Below are 14,987 nucleotides of genomic sequence, written 5' to 3' on the forward strand. Positions count from 1 at the left end.
AAAAAGCTAAGCTGTTTGATCAATTAAAAAACCAGCGGTTTCTGAAAGTTTAGCCACTAGGCTCAACACTTCTTCAGATGGGTATTGCTTAATTAGCTCACCACTGTTTTTATCAACCACTTTAATAACATCACGGCCCGACTCTTCATCAACTTGAAACTGCAAACTGCGATTCATTTCGCCCATGAAGTCTTGCAATTGTTGCGCCATTTTCTCAAGCTGCTCGCGGCCCAACTCATCTTTTTCACCGCTTTGTTGCACTTGTTGATTATTTTGCTCTGTTTGTTGTTGAAGTGTATTTTCCGTTTTATTTGATTCATCAACCGCCGTTGCTGTCAGTTGTGGACTCGCAGCTAACTTATCATCAGCTTTTTGCGGAGCCACTGCAAAATCAGGGCTTTGGGTTATTGCACTCATAACGCCTCCTTAAACATTTTACCCTATGGCTAATACAACAAAAGGAGATTAGCTAAGCCAATCTCCTTTTTATTTTAGTTAACTAATGCTGACTTAACCATTAGTTGTTGTAACTAATCACACTATTAACCAATTAAGCTAAGCGCTGCTTGTGGTAATTGGTTCGCTTGCGACAAGATTGATGTACCTGCTTGTTGCAAGATTTGGTTTTTAGTCATGTGCGCAGTTTCTGTTGCAAAGTCAGTATCTTGAATACGGCTACGTGAAGCAGATACGTTTTCAGAGATGTTTGCAAGGTTGCTGATTGTGTGACCAAAACGGTTTTGAACCGCACCTAGGCTCGCACGTTGGCTATCAATCTGTGCAATTGCCGAGTCAATAACATCAATTGCTTCTTGAGCAGATGTTTGGCTTGTTGAAATATCGATGCTGTTAACATCATTCAACGTTGAAGTTGCACCAGATAGTAGCTCAGCTGTATCCGCAGTACCGTCATCACCCACTGTGAACGACTGAGTTGATGTTAGGCGAAGCTCTGATGTTTTAGATACATCACCCGTACCCGCTGCAGTACCACCTAAAGTAACAGTACCCGCAGTTGAACCAACAATCTCAACACCATCAACATCAGTTGCTTTTAGGTCAATTGTATTTGCGTCTGCGTCGTAAGTTACATCAAAACCAGCTTTAGCAAGGTCTTCAGATAAACGCTCTGTGTTACCTGCGTAATCAGCTAGGTCATAAGACTCATCACCAATATTCAGTGTACCGTCGTCGTCTACACTAAGCGCAGCAATCTGTACTTCAACATATGCTTCAGCTTCAATACCTGTGTTTTCAGCATTTAAAGCATCTGCAACGTCTTTCGCAGAGTCAGTTCCACCTACAGCGATTGTTGCTGCACCTTTATAACCAGAGAATGTTACATCACCCGCTGTTGGAACATTACCGGCTGCAAGTGTATCTGCTGCTACTACACCAAAAGTAGTACCTGCACCTTTGATTTCATTTGCACCAAGATCCGTTGAGCTTGTACCATCTAATGTGATGTCAATTGTTTGGTTTGCATTTGAACCAACTTGGAACTGTTTTGTACCAAAGCTACCATCTAGTAGTTTTACACCACCGAATGTCGTTGTATCAGCGATACGTGTTAATTCTGTTTGTAGTGCTACAACTTCTTCTTGAAGTGCATCACGGTCTTCAGCAGAGTTTGAACCGTTAGCTGATTGTAGTGCTAGCTCACGCATACGTTGAAGGATACTTGTTGACTCATTCATCGCACCTTCAGCAGTTTGTGCCATTGAGATACCGTCGTTAGCATTACGTTGTGCTACTGCTAGACCATTTACCTGTGAAGTTAAACGGTTTGAAATTTGTAGGCCAGCCGCATCATCTTTTGCGCTGTTGATACGCATACCTGATGCTAAACGTTCCATTGAAGTTGCTAAGCCTTCACTTGAACGAGACAAGTTACGTTGAGCATTTAATGAAGATACATTTGTATTTACTGATAAAGCCATGATAAAACTCCTGATTACTTTCGTAATATATCTGTATTGATTTAACCAAGAACTTTCACAATTGTATGTTCAAGCTCTGTACTGGTTAAGTTAACGGCAGGTGAAGATTTATCTTTAGACTTTTTTTCAAAAAAAATGATATTTTTATTAGAAAATAATTTAACTGTTTAAAATTATTGAATTTTATTATTCATTAAACCGTCTATTTAAAGAAGATGTTTTGCATTCAATCCCTACATTTATCGCTTAAAAGAGCCATTATTACGTTTTCTACTAATGCAGTGATGCTTAATAAAACCGTGCGACCAAGAGTCACAACTATTACTCATCGTACTTATTAATAGCTATTTCAAGATAAAGTTGCCCGTAAGCTCTTTGGCAAAATCTAATTATCGATATCCACCTAGGATAGTAAAAGATCTGACGCTTAAAACAAAAAACGCACTCAGTGAGTGCGTTTTTAGAATAACAACTAATGTTAGCCACCCAATAGGCTGATTGCTGCTTGTGGTATTTGATTCGCTTGCGACAAAATTGACGTACCCGCTTGTTGCAAGATTTGGTTTTTCGTCATGTGCGCTGTTTCTGTTGCAAAATCAGTATCTTGAATACGGCTACGTGAAGCCGATACGTTTTCAGCAACATTCGCTAAGTTACTAATTGTGTGACCAAAACGGTTCTGTACCGCACCAAGTCCAGCTCGAATACTGTCAATTTGTGCAATTGCCGAGTCAATAACATCAATAGCACTTTGCGCACCATCTTGAGACGATGCAATATCAATATCTTTAACAGTAGATAACGTAGAGGCAGTTCCTGCAACAAGTTCTGCCGCGTCTGCCGTACCATCATCACCCACTGTAAACTGTTGAGTTGAGGTAAGTCTTAGTTCAGACGTTTTACTCACATCAGCTGCTGTTGCATTACCATCTAACTGCACCGTAGCACCTGGTAGCGTTGAACCTGTGATTTCAACCCCATTCACACCTTCAGCAGTTAGATCAATAGAGCCTGTATCTGCATCAAATTTTACATTAAAGCCATCTTTAGCAAGCTCTTCAGATAAACGTTCCGCGTTACCCGCAAACGTTGCTAAATCATAAGATTTAGTACCTACGTTTAAAGTACCATCATCATCAACACCTAAATTGTCGATTGTTACATTCACATAGGCTTTTGCTTCAATACCTGTATTTTCTGCATTAATTGCCTCAGCCACATCCACTGCTGATTGTGTATTTGCATAGGTATGTGTATAAGCACCCTTATAACCAGAGAAAGTTACGCTGCCACCAGTACCATTAGCAAACTCTGTTGCAAGTGTTGAGTTATTAAACTCACCAAAAACTGACCCACCACCTTTCACTTCATGTGAGCCGATATCACCCGCAGCTGTGCTCTCAAGTGTTACATCAATCGTTTGGTTCGCATCTGAGCCCACTTGGAATTGCTTAGTGCCAAAGGTTCCATCGAGTAGCTGTACACCACCGAACGTTGTTGTATCAGAGATACGAGTTAATTCTGTTTGTAATGCTGTAACTTCTTGCTGTAGCGCGTCTCTATCTTCTGCTGAGTTTGAACCATTTGCAGCTTGAAGCGCAAGCTCACGCATACGTTGTAAGATACTGGTAGACTCTTGCATCGCACCTTCAGCTGTTTGCGCCATTGAGATACCATCATTTGCGTTACGCTGTGCGACTGCAAGACCGTTTATTTGTGATGTTAAACGGTTTGAAATTTGTAGGCCCGCTGCATCGTCTTTGGCGCTATTAATACGCATACCTGACGCTAAGCGTTCCATTGAGGTTGTTAAACCTTGACTTGATTTATTCAGATTACGCTGTGCGTTTAGTGACGACACATTAGTATTGACTGTTAATGCCATTTTACCATCTCCTAGTTTTAATTAGGCTGTGGTCCAATGATAATGTGAGGAACCACGCGCTTTGTAAAACACATAAAGCAGGAAGCGTGCCAGCTCAAAAATAAATTTTAAAACCATGTTTTATAAGCGTTTTTAATTCACTCCTTATGATAAAGCTCATAATAAAAAAGCCAGTGACAATTTATTGCCACTGGCTTTTTTAGAAATAGGCAAACTATTTCCGATGTTTTGTCACTATAAATAATCAAACAATGTTAAGTTGGCTAAGCGCCCAAAAGTTGCTTGTGATGCCTGCAACGCTGTTTCATGTTTCGTTAAGTCGCTAATCGCTTCGGCCATATCGACTTCAACTAGATTTGCTTTACTCTCTTTATTATTAATATCTAACGCGCTATTTGAATCCGTCACTTGTTCAACCAAGTTCATGCGGGCACCTAAACTTGCTTGGGTAAACACAACTTGATCACTGGCATTTTGTAATTGTACTAAGCCATCAGCGAGTGCATCGTGCAGCTCATCGCCTTCAAGACCACTATTAAGGCTAGTGATCAGGTTTTGCATGGTATTGAGTACATTTTCTTTTTGCGGTTGTTGCAACGAAAAATCAAACGTACCAGGGGCTGCGCCCTCTAGCTTAAACTCCATACCGGCATATTCAATTGGCTCGCCTGTGTATTCACCAGTCACTGCTGGGGTGATTGGATTACCATAGCCATCATTAATAACATAGGTGTCAGGGTCACCAGGGTTAACACCCGGAACAAGTTCGACTTGAAATGTATTATCTGCAGGCAATGCCGTCGGGTTCAAGTCGTAATTCGCTTGATGGAACTTATCAAAATCAGCTTGTTTTTTGACATACACTGTACCCGATGTAACACCACCTGCCGCTGTTCCCTCATTTGATACCACATCAAGGCGGGCATTCACTTTTTCGAACGCAGTAAAACCATTATCACTTGAGCGAACATCAACACCTTTAGCTATTGTTACTTTATGCTGTCCCTGATCGCCTTGATATTCATATAAGCCAGTTAGCGTATTCAGGCTGTATGTTTGCGTGCTATCTTGATAACCAGAAAAAATATACTTGCCATCTTCAGATTGGCTATTCATTGAGCTGAGCAAAGACTTTTGCAGCTCCTCCAGCTCGCTGGCAATGGTTTGTAAGTCTGTTTGGCTCATTGCTCCATTACCGGCACGAATTGTTAGCTCTTGCGCAGCCTGAATGGTGGTATTGATATTTTGTAGTACACTTTCTTCTGTTTCTAATCTGCCATTCAGTTGATTAATATTTTTAGTATACTGCTCGTTTGTCTGAATTTTATTTGTAAATAAAGATGCTTGCGAGTAGGCAGACGGGCTTTCTGAAGTCGATAAATATTTTTGCCCAGTATTCACGCGCTCTTGTGCATTAGCAACACCTTGCTGCCCTTCAAGAATTTTGTTGATACTGCTTTGGTACATTAAATTATTAGATAAACGCATAATTACCTCGCCGCACTTAATAAGGTATCAAAAACTGAACGGGCAGTCGCAAGCACTTGTGCAGACGCCGCATAAGATTGTTGAAAACGAAGCAAGTTAGCAGCTTCTTCATCTAGGTTTACACCCGACAAAGACTCATACCATGCTTCAGATTGCTCAGCCAACGCTGTAAAAGCCGCGCCATTCGTTTGAGCTTGCCCTGTAACAACACCAATATCAGACACTAAACCAGTATAGGCTTGATTAACGGTCTGATGATTATTATCTGCTGAGCCGTCAACATTTCGTCTCACGATATTTGAATTCTGAATATCAGCAAGCAATAAACCATTACGGTTATCGTCAATTCCGCCTTCATTTGCTTCCACAGTAAATGTATCACCTAAAGCAGGTGTACCTTCTATATCGAAATCAAAACCGTAATTTACAAAATTACCGCCTGCAGCTGAAAGTACATTTTTTAATGGCGGTGTTCCGTTGAATGTTTCAGTATTAACCCCATCAGACACTGTATATTCATCTGGCTCTGCAGTTTTAGAAATTGTAATACTGCCATTAGGTAAACTGACTGGAGAACCAAAATAGCCTGCATCGGTTACTGTTCCGGCAGAAATACTGGCATCACTGGTGTTGTTGATATCATTAGCAGTGCGAATAGGCGATGCAAGCGCTAAGTCTTCGGGTCTGTTTGTAGCCAGCTCTAAATTGCCAGAAGCGTGAGAGTTTAATTTAACCATAAACTTATCACCGACATTCGCCGTGCCAGAAACATTGAGCTCTAAACCAAATGACTCACCACCGGCAGGTGTAATAGTTGAAGAGTCAATAACCCCACCCACAACATCTGCGGTTGTTACTGCACCAATTGGCTCACCTTTATTATCAACCGCTTGGATTTCCACTGTCGTAGGGCTGGTATAACTAATCACAAAATCACTGGCTGGTAGTGAACTACCAAACCCAGCTTCAACAGTTGCCGTCATTGATGCGTTACCCGTATTTGCCTGATACGCAAGGCCATTGGTTGAAGGGATAGCAAAAATATCTCCGCCCATTTCACCATTTGCAGTCATACCTAAGTGATTCTGTTGGTTAAATGCATCAGCAAGCGCCAACCCCATTTGACCAAGCTGATTGTGTGCCGGCACGAGGATGTCATCACGAAATGATAAAAGACCACCAATTTTGCCTTTTAATTTACCCGTATCTACCTCAAGCGGCACAGCTTTGCCACCATTGACATCTAACTTAAGTTCTTGAAAACTCGGATCAGGATCGCCTGTTAAAGAAAATAAATTAAATGTACCATTTTCCATAACTAAGGCTTCGCCTGTGCCTAAATAAACTTGTTTTTCACCGTTACTTCCATCCAACGTTTCAATATCAATTAATTCTGATAAATCACGAATCGCTTTATCACGTTCATTATAAAGGCTACTTGAAAGTGACTCACGGTCAGTGCCATCAACAGCAACAATTTGTGAATTCAGTTCACTTATACTTTGAATTAAATTATTCGCTTCTTCGGAAAAGATTTCTAGCTGCTCATTCACAACCGCTTTTTGCTCTGAAACAATCCCCGATAGTCTATCCATTTGATCAATTAGATTCTGTGCATCTGTCATCACTAAAGAACGCGCAACATTTGACGATGGCTGATTTAGGCTTTCTTGAATATTATTAAAAAACGAATTAACACTGGTTGATACACTATTTGACTCTTCTGAGAATAAGCTATCCATGCGGCTTGCTTCAGTTACAAATTGGTCAAAAAATGCTTTACTTGACGTGTCACGATTGAGCTGTTTTTGCGCAAACTCATTGAGTAAACGATAAGTTTCACCACGACCAACTTGATTGTCGATCATGGTAGTAAATTCTGTTCGCTCACGTACGTAGCCTTCTGTATTAACATTGGCTATATTTTTACTGGTGGTTTGCAGCAACTGTGAGTTTGCTCTTATACCAGCATTTGCAATGTCATAAATATTAAATGACATGAGGGCTTACTCCTTAACGTACCAATGAAGCAGCAACACTTTGAAGCTCAACACGCTTTAGTACCTGCTTTATTTTATCGGCATAATTTGGGTCTGTTGCATAACCTGCTTTTTGTAAAGAATCTAAAAATGCTGCAGGCTCTGCGGTGTTTTCAAGTGCTTCTTGATAACGAGGATTCTCATTGAGGAAATCCACAAAATCATGAACACTTTCTTTAATCGATTGATAAGAACGAAAACTGGCTTGTTTCTTAACAGGCACACCTTGCTCAAACTCCAAAGTAAGTTTGCTTGCTTTGTCACCTTGCCAGCTTTTATCAGATTTAATATTGAATAAGTTGTTACTACTGGTGCCGTCTGCTTTACTAATAATGTGTTTTCCCCAACCTGTCTCAAGGGCTGCTTGCGCAACCATGACAGCAGGGTTTAAACCAATTTTCTCAGCTGCATTTTTAGCATGTTCCCACACCGTGCTGATAAATGATTCAGCATCATCAAAGCGATTTTCAGTTTGTTCATTGGCTGACGTAGTCTCGACAGCTTTAGTCGTCGTATCTGGCTGTTCAACACCACTTGCACGTCTATCACTGTTAAACTCAGTTGTAGTCCTAAGCACAGAGCCTGGCATAAATTTTTTGCCATCAGGCGATAACTGCTGAACAATAAGATCTGCTAAACCCAATGAGCCATTTGAAGACAGCTCGACTGATAGCTGCTGATCATGCATTTCTTCAAAAAACTTTACGCCACTGGTGTTAAAAGGACTGTCTTTATCTTCGAACGCTTCATTCGCTTTACGCATGCTCTTCAAGAGCATTTGTGTGAAGATAGATTCAAATTGTGCCGCCGCCTTTTTTAGCGCTTCTTTTGACGCATCGCTAGAGGCATCATTTTTTAGGGCACTTTGACGTAATGAGTCTAAGTTACCTAAATCAAAAAAGTTTTGCTTGTCGAGATGATTAGTATCCATCAGCTTTTTGACACAATAATTATTAATACCCAATCAAATGCAAAAAATGAGCCAACAAATAAGAGAAAAGAATGTAGAATAATAACGCAGAGACTAAAAACGCGCTTTCGCGCGTTTTTAGTTAATTAAATAATCACAAGTTGCCCATTTATGGCCCCTGCTTGCTTAAGAGCTTCAAGAATGGCCATTAAGTCACCTGGGGCTGCCCCTACTTCGTTAATAGCACGCACCAGATCATCAAGACTAATTCCTGGATTAAATACAAATGCACGAGAATCATCTTGGTTAACATCGATAATACTTTGATTAGTCACAACTGTTTCACCCTCGCTAAATGCGTTTGGCTGCGAAACATTTTGCTGCTCAGCAATGGTAACGGTTAATCCACCATGCGTTATCGCCGCCGGTTGCAACTTAACATTCTTACCAATCACTATTGTGCCTGTACGTGAATTAACAATAATTTTTGCTGCAGTGTCAGCAGGCTTGAACTCCAAATTTTCAAGCGTTGATAAATAAGCAACACGCTGCGATGCATCACGAGGTGCAAGCACTCTCACTGACGCCGCATCAATTGCTTGCGCGCTATTTGGACCAACTAAGTCATTAATTGTTTGCTCTAATCTTTTTGCTGTTGTGAAATCTGGGCGATTCAAATTAAAGGTAATGTAGTCACCTTGCATAAACGGGCTTTTAACTGCTCTCTCAACCGTTGCGCCATTTGGAATACGCCCAACAGTGGGTGTATTGATAATAACACGGCTACCGTCAGCACCTTCTGCCCCTAACCCACCGACGACAAGGCTACCTTGGGCAATCGCATAGGTGTTGCCATCCACCCCTTTTAAGAAGGTTTGCAGTAATGTACCGCCACGTAAACTACCTGCACTACCAATTGAAGAAACAGTGATGTCAATTGTTTGGCCAGGCTTTCTAAATGCAGGCAGTTCTGCATGCACAGCAACGGCGGCAACATTTTTAATTTTTGGCTTTAAACTCGCCGGCAAAGTTATGCCAAAACCATTGAGCATGGCTTTAAAGCTTTGTTCAGTAAAACGGCTTTGCTCACCAGTTCCTGGCAAACCAACAACCAGACCATAGCCAACTAATTGGTTAGAGCGAACACCTTCAACCATAGAGACATCTTTAACCCGCTCAGCCTGCACACTAAACTGCAAACTAAGTAAGCAAAGCGCGATGATGTATTTAACCCCATTCATGATGTGTTACCTCTAAAAAGGAAAAAGTGAACTGCTGAAGAATCGTGAAAGCCATCCAGCACTTTGCGACTCTTGCATTTGCCCTTTTCCTGAATATTGAATTCGTGCATTCGCAATGCGATTTGATGTGACTGTATTATCGGCGGTCACATCTTCAGGGCGAACTAAGCCTTCTAAACGAATAAATTCTTCGCCTGTATTTAAGGTTAGCCACTTTTCACCGCGGATCACTAAATTGCCATTAGGCAAAACGCGCATTACATTGACGGATATATCACCAAATAAGCTATTAGACTGGTTTGACTTTGAATCGCCTTTAAACGATGAACCTGAGCCAATGCCAAACTGGATGCTATCTCCGCCTATATTAACTGGGTTTCCACCTAAGCCGATAACCGGATCTAAGCTGGCATCCGTTTCTTTATCTGTTTCAGTTTTTGCCGCTTTCGATGCTTGCGTAGACTCTTGCAACTTAACAGTAATAATATCGCCTGTTCTGAGTGCTTTTTTATCTGAATACAGATCATTTGACAGATAACTATCAAACAATGAACCTGTTGGTACCATTTGTTCAGCAGAAGGCTCTGGATACATAGGTGCATAGTAAGGGTCATCCTGAACCACATGGTGGTTCTGTGTTGACATACAACCACCTAACATAAATGCTGCCGATGTGACTAAGATAATATTACGCATGCGACCTCCTACCCATTAAAGCTGCTGATTAATATAGCTAAGCATTTCATCAACCGCTGAAATCACTTTTGAATTCATTTCATAAATTCGTTGCGTTTCAATCAGATTAACAAGCTCTTCGGTTACATTAACGTTCGACGTTTCAAGTGATCCTTGAACCACAGTGCCTAAGCCATCAATACCTGGATTACCTTGCACAGGCGCACCACTTACAGCGGTTTCTGTATACAGGTTTTGCCCCATCGGCTCTAAACCCGACGGATTAATAAAATCACTGATTGTAAGCTGACCAATCACGACATTTTCTGCTTGTCCTGCCACCCGCACAGATACTTCACCGTCTTGTGAAACAGTGATTGATTGCGCATCGTCAGGAACATTCATTTCAGGCTGAATAGGGAAACCCGCACCTGAGGTTACAATTCGGCCATCTTCATCGGTTGTAAATTGACCATTACGTGAGTAAGCAATATTTCCATCAGGCAGTTGTACTTCAAAAAAGCCGGGGCCTGAAATCATCCAATCGAGTGAGTTTTCGGTAGTAAGCATGTTACCTTGCGAAAAGTTCTTTTGGTTTGCAACTACTTTTGCACCCGCACCAAGCATTAAACCTGATGGCATCTCAGTATCTTGTGATGAGCGACCACCAGGCTGATTGATATTTTGATATAGTAAATCTTCGAATACTGCACGGCTTTTTTTATAGCCTACCGTACTGGCATTCGCAAGATTATTTGAAATCACCGAAATATCGGTTTGTTGGGCATCAAGCCCTGTTTTACTGATCCACAATGCAGGATTCATAATTCTACCCTCTCAGTGCTATTAAACGATGCGTAACAGCTGATCTTGACGTTCATCAATCTCTTCCGCTGTTTTCATCAATTTAACTTGTAATTCAAATTGGCGTTGATGGCTGATCATATCGACCATTTCATGTACAGGATTCACATTGGACATTTCAAGTGTGCCTGATAACACCTCTACATTTTCTGACACATCACAAAAGGTACATTGGCCATTCACTAAGGTCTCTGGTTTTGGCCGAAATAAGCCATCATTACCTTTTTCAAGTTGCGTGTTGTCAGCCTCAATAACCTTAAGTCTGTCAACGACTTCTAAAAAGTTTGCTGGCGCACCTTGAGGTCGAACTTGAATAGAACCATCAGAACTAAATTCAACTTTTTCAATCGGCAGTGGCAAAATAATCGGACCACCTTCGCCAATAACTTGACGTCCATGGCTGGTCATTAATGCGCCATCGGGAGTAATGTTTAATGTGCCGGCTTTTGTATAAGCTTCGTTACCTGAGGCATCTTGAACACTTAGCCAACCTCTATCGCTCAATGCAACATCAAGATCGCGCCCAGTCTCAACATACCCACCCGACTCCATATTTGAGCCAGGTCGCTCTTGCATAGAAAACACGCGTGTAGGCATGCCTTCACCAAATGCTTGCATAGAGCGGGCTTGTGCAAAATCAGCTTTAAAGCCAGTGGTGTTAGCATTCGCTAGGTTATTAGCCTTTAGGGCTAGACCTCGCATACTTTGCTTAGCACCCGACATGGCAATGTAGACCATTTTGTCCATAACATTGACTCATTAAAAATACGATATTTGATAAATGCAATAACAGTGCCAAAGTAAAATTGACGCCTTATTTAAACGCCTATGGAATGTAAAGCTCTCTGTTGTAGCGGTGTGGGCCTATATGACTAAAATGAAAAAGGCTGCCTATTAAAGAGCAGCCCTTGTGTCGGATTGAGTTGAAGATCCGCTATTATTAACGGATCTGTAAGATATTTTGTTGTAGTGTTGAGTTCACTTCAAGCGCACGCGAGTTTGCTTGGAAGTTACGCTGTGCACTAATCAAATCAACTAACTCAGTTGTTAAGTTCACGTTTGACTGCTCAAGAGCAGAAGAATTCACAGTACCAAGTGTACCTGAACCTGGCTCCCCAGCAATAGGCTCACCAGAGGTTAAGCTTTTCTTCCACGATGTATCGCCCACTTGTTGTAAGCCTTGTGAATTAGAAAAACGAACCATGGCAACTTGCCCTAGGAATGAGGTATCACCATTACTGTACGAAGCAACAACCTTACCATCTGTGCCAATATCAATACCTGCTAGGCGGCCCACTGTTGCGCCATCTTGTTCAAGTGCTTTCACTTCAAAGCGGCTGGCATACTGGGTTGGTATTTTATTCGTAGTACCTGCTTCATCACGCCAGTTAATATTAACGTCTTCAGGGAAACTCGCACCATTTGATAATAAGTCAGATAAACCAACCCCAGCACCCGCACCATTTGGGATAGAAAGTGGGTTGAAGGTAGCATCTGTGTTTGGTGCACCATTTGTGTTTAATGGTAAACCACTTGAATCAAATTGAAATGTCGATAATGGTGTGTAAGGTGCTGCTGTTTCTTCAACACCTGCTGGGCTAAATGATTTCTCATCAAGCGTAGCATACACTTGCCACTCATTGTCATTCCCCGTTACAGTCGCATCTGTTTTAACAAAATAAAGCTGTAATACGTGCGGCTCACCCAGTGAATCATATATCGTTGTCGATGTCGAACTGTTATACGACGCACTTGTCTCAGGATCAAAAGGCGTCACTGTTGGCGTAGTAGAACGTGAATCTAGATTGAACGATGAATACACGTTATTTGTTGAACGCGGCGAGCCTGATGAGTCTGGGATTTGAATAGCTGAAGAGGTACTTAAGCTCACTGACGTTGTATCGCCTGTTGCAGGGTCCACAGGGAAACCTTGTAAGTAGTTTCCTTTAGCATCAACAACAAAGTTATCTTTATTTAGCTTAAAGGCACCAGCGCGCGTATAAGTAAAATCTTGAGCACCTAGCTCTTGGCTCATCGCGAAATAACCTTCGCCAGTGATGGCTAAATCAAGCGAGTTATTAGTAAACTGTAGTGACCCCTGATGGAACTGTTGAGCCACCATGGTTGTTTGCACACCGTCACCATTTTTAGTTCGACCTGAGCTAAACACTGAAGATGCATATACATCCGCAAATTCAGCTCGTGATTCTTTAAAGCCTGTCGTATTAACGTTCGCAATATTATTTGCTGTTACATCTAAATCTTTTTGCGCGGCAGCAAGTCCGGTTAATGCAATATTGAAGCTCATAATTCACCTCTAAAGTGTCAATCTGTAGCACTTGGCTAACTAATTAATCTGTATAATTAAGCGATTTCTGCTACATCAGTTAGCCTAACCGCGCCTTCTTTAGTATTTATAATAATGCCGTTCGAACCATTAATGTTGACACTCTCAATATTCTTGAAAGTCGCTATCGGTAAGCTAGTATAGTCACCATTAACACTTCCCTCGGCTTTGATTTTGTACTCGCCAGGAGGCAAACGTTCACCATCTTCATTTTCGCCATCCCATTCAAAACGAATTGCACCAGCAGATTGCGCACCTAACTCAATGGTTCTGACAAGTTGGCCCGATTCGTCTTCAATACGCAGTGTTAACTTATCTACCGGTTTTTCTGCAACAACAGATCCTTTAGAAACACCCGTTTCATTTAAATCCAACATATTTGACTCAAGCAACGCTTGTTTACCCACTAAAGTAGATGCTTGTAGTGCCGAGTTAGATGTCATCGAAGCCGTAAGGGATTCAAATTTACTATTAAGATTTGAAATACCTTCTGCCATGGTAAAGTTTGTCATCTGAGCAATCATTTGATCATTGTCAGCGGGCTTACTCGGATCTTGAAACGATAACTGCTGAGTTAATAACGAGAAGAAATCTTCTTGTGTTAATGTGTCATCTTTCTCTTCTGTTTTCGTTTGATTGTCTTGCCAACGTAAGTTATCTAAATACGTGGATGACGCACTGCTGATGTCGTTACTCATAACTTATCCTCGGTTACCGCTGCCCAAGCAACAGTGTTTTACTTAACATTTGCTTTGCTGCATCAGCAACTTGCACATTTGTTTGATAAGAGCGAGAGGCAGAAATCATATTAGCCATTTCTTCTACGACGTTAACATTAGGCTTGTAGATATAACCGTTTTCATCTGCACTTGGATGATTCGGGTTATATTCAATTTGCAGGGGCTTGTCGCTCTCTACAATACCCAGTACTTTAACGCCAACAGAAGAGCCCTGAGGATTGCTTTGTGATGCTGACGCTTTTGTTAGTTCAGCGGCAAACACAGGATGGCGCGCTCGGTAAGTCTCATTTTGACTTGAGCTAATCGTATTTGCATTTGAGATATTACTCGCCGTGGTATTTAAACGCACATTTTGTGCACTCATCCCCGTACCTGAAATATCAAAAACATTATATAAACTCATGATTAAGCTCCTTGACTACCGAGGGCTTTTTTAAGGCCTTTAATTTTACTACTCATAAATTGCAGGCTTGCCTGATACTCTAATGAGTTTTGTACATACAAGTTTCGTTCCACTTGTATATCAACAGAGTTACCATCACCTGTATCTGCTTGATTTGGCGTGCGAAACATTTCTGAGTTACCAACAAAACGACTACCACCCGCAAGGTGTTTCTCGTTTGTACGTACCATAGTGTTGCCGCTTTGTTGGTTGCTTTTTGCCGCTTTTAATGCAGATGCAAAATCCACATCTTTTGCCTTGTAGCCCGGCGTATCAGCATTAGCGATATTCGTCGCTAATAACTCAGCACGTTGTGAACGGATCAACATTGCATGGGGGTGAACACCGAATGCTTTATCAAAACTGATAGCCATAACCATCTCCAAAAATTTGACTCTGCGTAGCATAATGCAAAA

14 protein-coding genes are annotated in these 14,987 nt (G+C 41.4%); all 14 read right to left on the reverse strand.

Translation table 11 applies throughout. The annotated features are described in order from the left end of the window. Nucleotides 1-6 precede the first annotated feature (6 nt). On the reverse strand, nucleotides 7-417 hold the full coding sequence (locus tag L3V41_RS02270) for a flagellar protein FlaG (protein WP_193987626.1): 411 nt from the start codon (nucleotides 415-417) through the stop codon (nucleotides 7-9). Nucleotides 418-542: 125 nt separating this feature from the next. Further along, nucleotides 543-1,940 carry a flagellin gene (locus L3V41_RS02275; protein ID WP_193987627.1) on the reverse strand — a complete coding sequence of 466 codons (1,398 nt, stop codon included), beginning with the start codon at nucleotides 1,938-1,940 and terminating at the stop codon, nucleotides 543-545. Between the two features lie 478 nt (nucleotides 1,941-2,418). After that, the gene (locus L3V41_RS19970; protein WP_062569713.1) at nucleotides 2,419-3,825 is read right to left on the reverse strand and encodes a flagellin; all 1,407 of its coding nucleotides are present in this window, start codon (nucleotides 3,823-3,825) and stop codon (nucleotides 2,419-2,421) included. A 234-nt stretch (nucleotides 3,826-4,059) separates the two neighbouring features. After that, entirely contained in the window at nucleotides 4,060-5,313 is a 1,254-nt protein-coding gene (gene flgL, locus L3V41_RS02290; protein WP_062569712.1) for a flagellar hook-associated protein FlgL, read from the reverse strand. A gap of 2 nt (nucleotides 5,314-5,315) precedes the next feature. Continuing rightward, the gene (flgK, locus tag L3V41_RS02295; protein WP_062569711.1) at nucleotides 5,316-7,313 is read right to left on the reverse strand and encodes a flagellar hook-associated protein FlgK; all 1,998 of its coding nucleotides are present in this window, start codon (nucleotides 7,311-7,313) and stop codon (nucleotides 5,316-5,318) included. 13 nt (nucleotides 7,314-7,326) lie between these two features. Further along, nucleotides 7,327-8,283 (reverse strand): flagellar assembly peptidoglycan hydrolase FlgJ, encoded by a 957-nt coding sequence (flgJ, locus tag L3V41_RS02300; protein ID WP_062569710.1) that lies wholly within the window; start codon nucleotides 8,281-8,283, stop codon nucleotides 7,327-7,329. A 125-nt stretch (nucleotides 8,284-8,408) separates the two neighbouring features. Continuing rightward, entirely contained in the window at nucleotides 8,409-9,503 is a 1,095-nt protein-coding gene (locus tag L3V41_RS02305) for a flagellar basal body P-ring protein FlgI (protein ID WP_062569709.1), read from the reverse strand. A 12-nt stretch (nucleotides 9,504-9,515) separates the two neighbouring features. Then, nucleotides 9,516-10,199, reverse strand: a complete 684-nt coding sequence (gene flgH / locus L3V41_RS02310) for a flagellar basal body L-ring protein FlgH (protein ID WP_062569708.1) — start codon at nucleotides 10,197-10,199, stop codon at nucleotides 9,516-9,518. A gap of 15 nt (nucleotides 10,200-10,214) precedes the next feature. After that, on the reverse strand, nucleotides 10,215-11,003 hold the full coding sequence (gene flgG, locus L3V41_RS02315; protein WP_062569707.1) for a flagellar basal-body rod protein FlgG: 789 nt from the start codon (nucleotides 11,001-11,003) through the stop codon (nucleotides 10,215-10,217). Between the two features lie 21 nt (nucleotides 11,004-11,024). After that, the gene (locus L3V41_RS02320; RefSeq protein ID WP_062569706.1) at nucleotides 11,025-11,789 is read right to left on the reverse strand and encodes a flagellar basal body rod protein FlgF; all 765 of its coding nucleotides are present in this window, start codon (nucleotides 11,787-11,789) and stop codon (nucleotides 11,025-11,027) included. A 193-nt stretch (nucleotides 11,790-11,982) separates the two neighbouring features. Continuing rightward, nucleotides 11,983-13,350 carry a flagellar hook protein FlgE gene (gene flgE / locus L3V41_RS02325; RefSeq protein ID WP_062569705.1) on the reverse strand — a complete coding sequence of 456 codons (1,368 nt, stop codon included), beginning with the start codon at nucleotides 13,348-13,350 and terminating at the stop codon, nucleotides 11,983-11,985. A gap of 56 nt (nucleotides 13,351-13,406) precedes the next feature. Continuing rightward, entirely contained in the window at nucleotides 13,407-14,087 is a 681-nt protein-coding gene (locus tag L3V41_RS02330) for a flagellar hook assembly protein FlgD (RefSeq protein ID WP_193987631.1), read from the reverse strand. A gap of 13 nt (nucleotides 14,088-14,100) precedes the next feature. Next, complete coding sequence (gene flgC / locus L3V41_RS02335) at nucleotides 14,101-14,532, reverse strand: flagellar basal body rod protein FlgC (protein WP_062569703.1); 432 nt, start codon at nucleotides 14,530-14,532, stop codon at nucleotides 14,101-14,103. A gap of 2 nt (nucleotides 14,533-14,534) precedes the next feature. Next, nucleotides 14,535-14,945, reverse strand: coding sequence for a flagellar basal body rod protein FlgB (gene flgB, locus L3V41_RS02340; protein ID WP_062569702.1), 411 nt, complete (start codon nucleotides 14,943-14,945; stop codon nucleotides 14,535-14,537). Between the last annotated feature and the right edge of the window lie 42 nt (nucleotides 14,946-14,987).

Origin of the sequence: Pseudoalteromonas sp. L21 (assembly GCF_021728035.1) — a bacterium.
In the GTDB taxonomy this organism is placed as follows: domain Bacteria; phylum Pseudomonadota; class Gammaproteobacteria; order Enterobacterales; family Alteromonadaceae; genus Pseudoalteromonas; species Pseudoalteromonas arabiensis.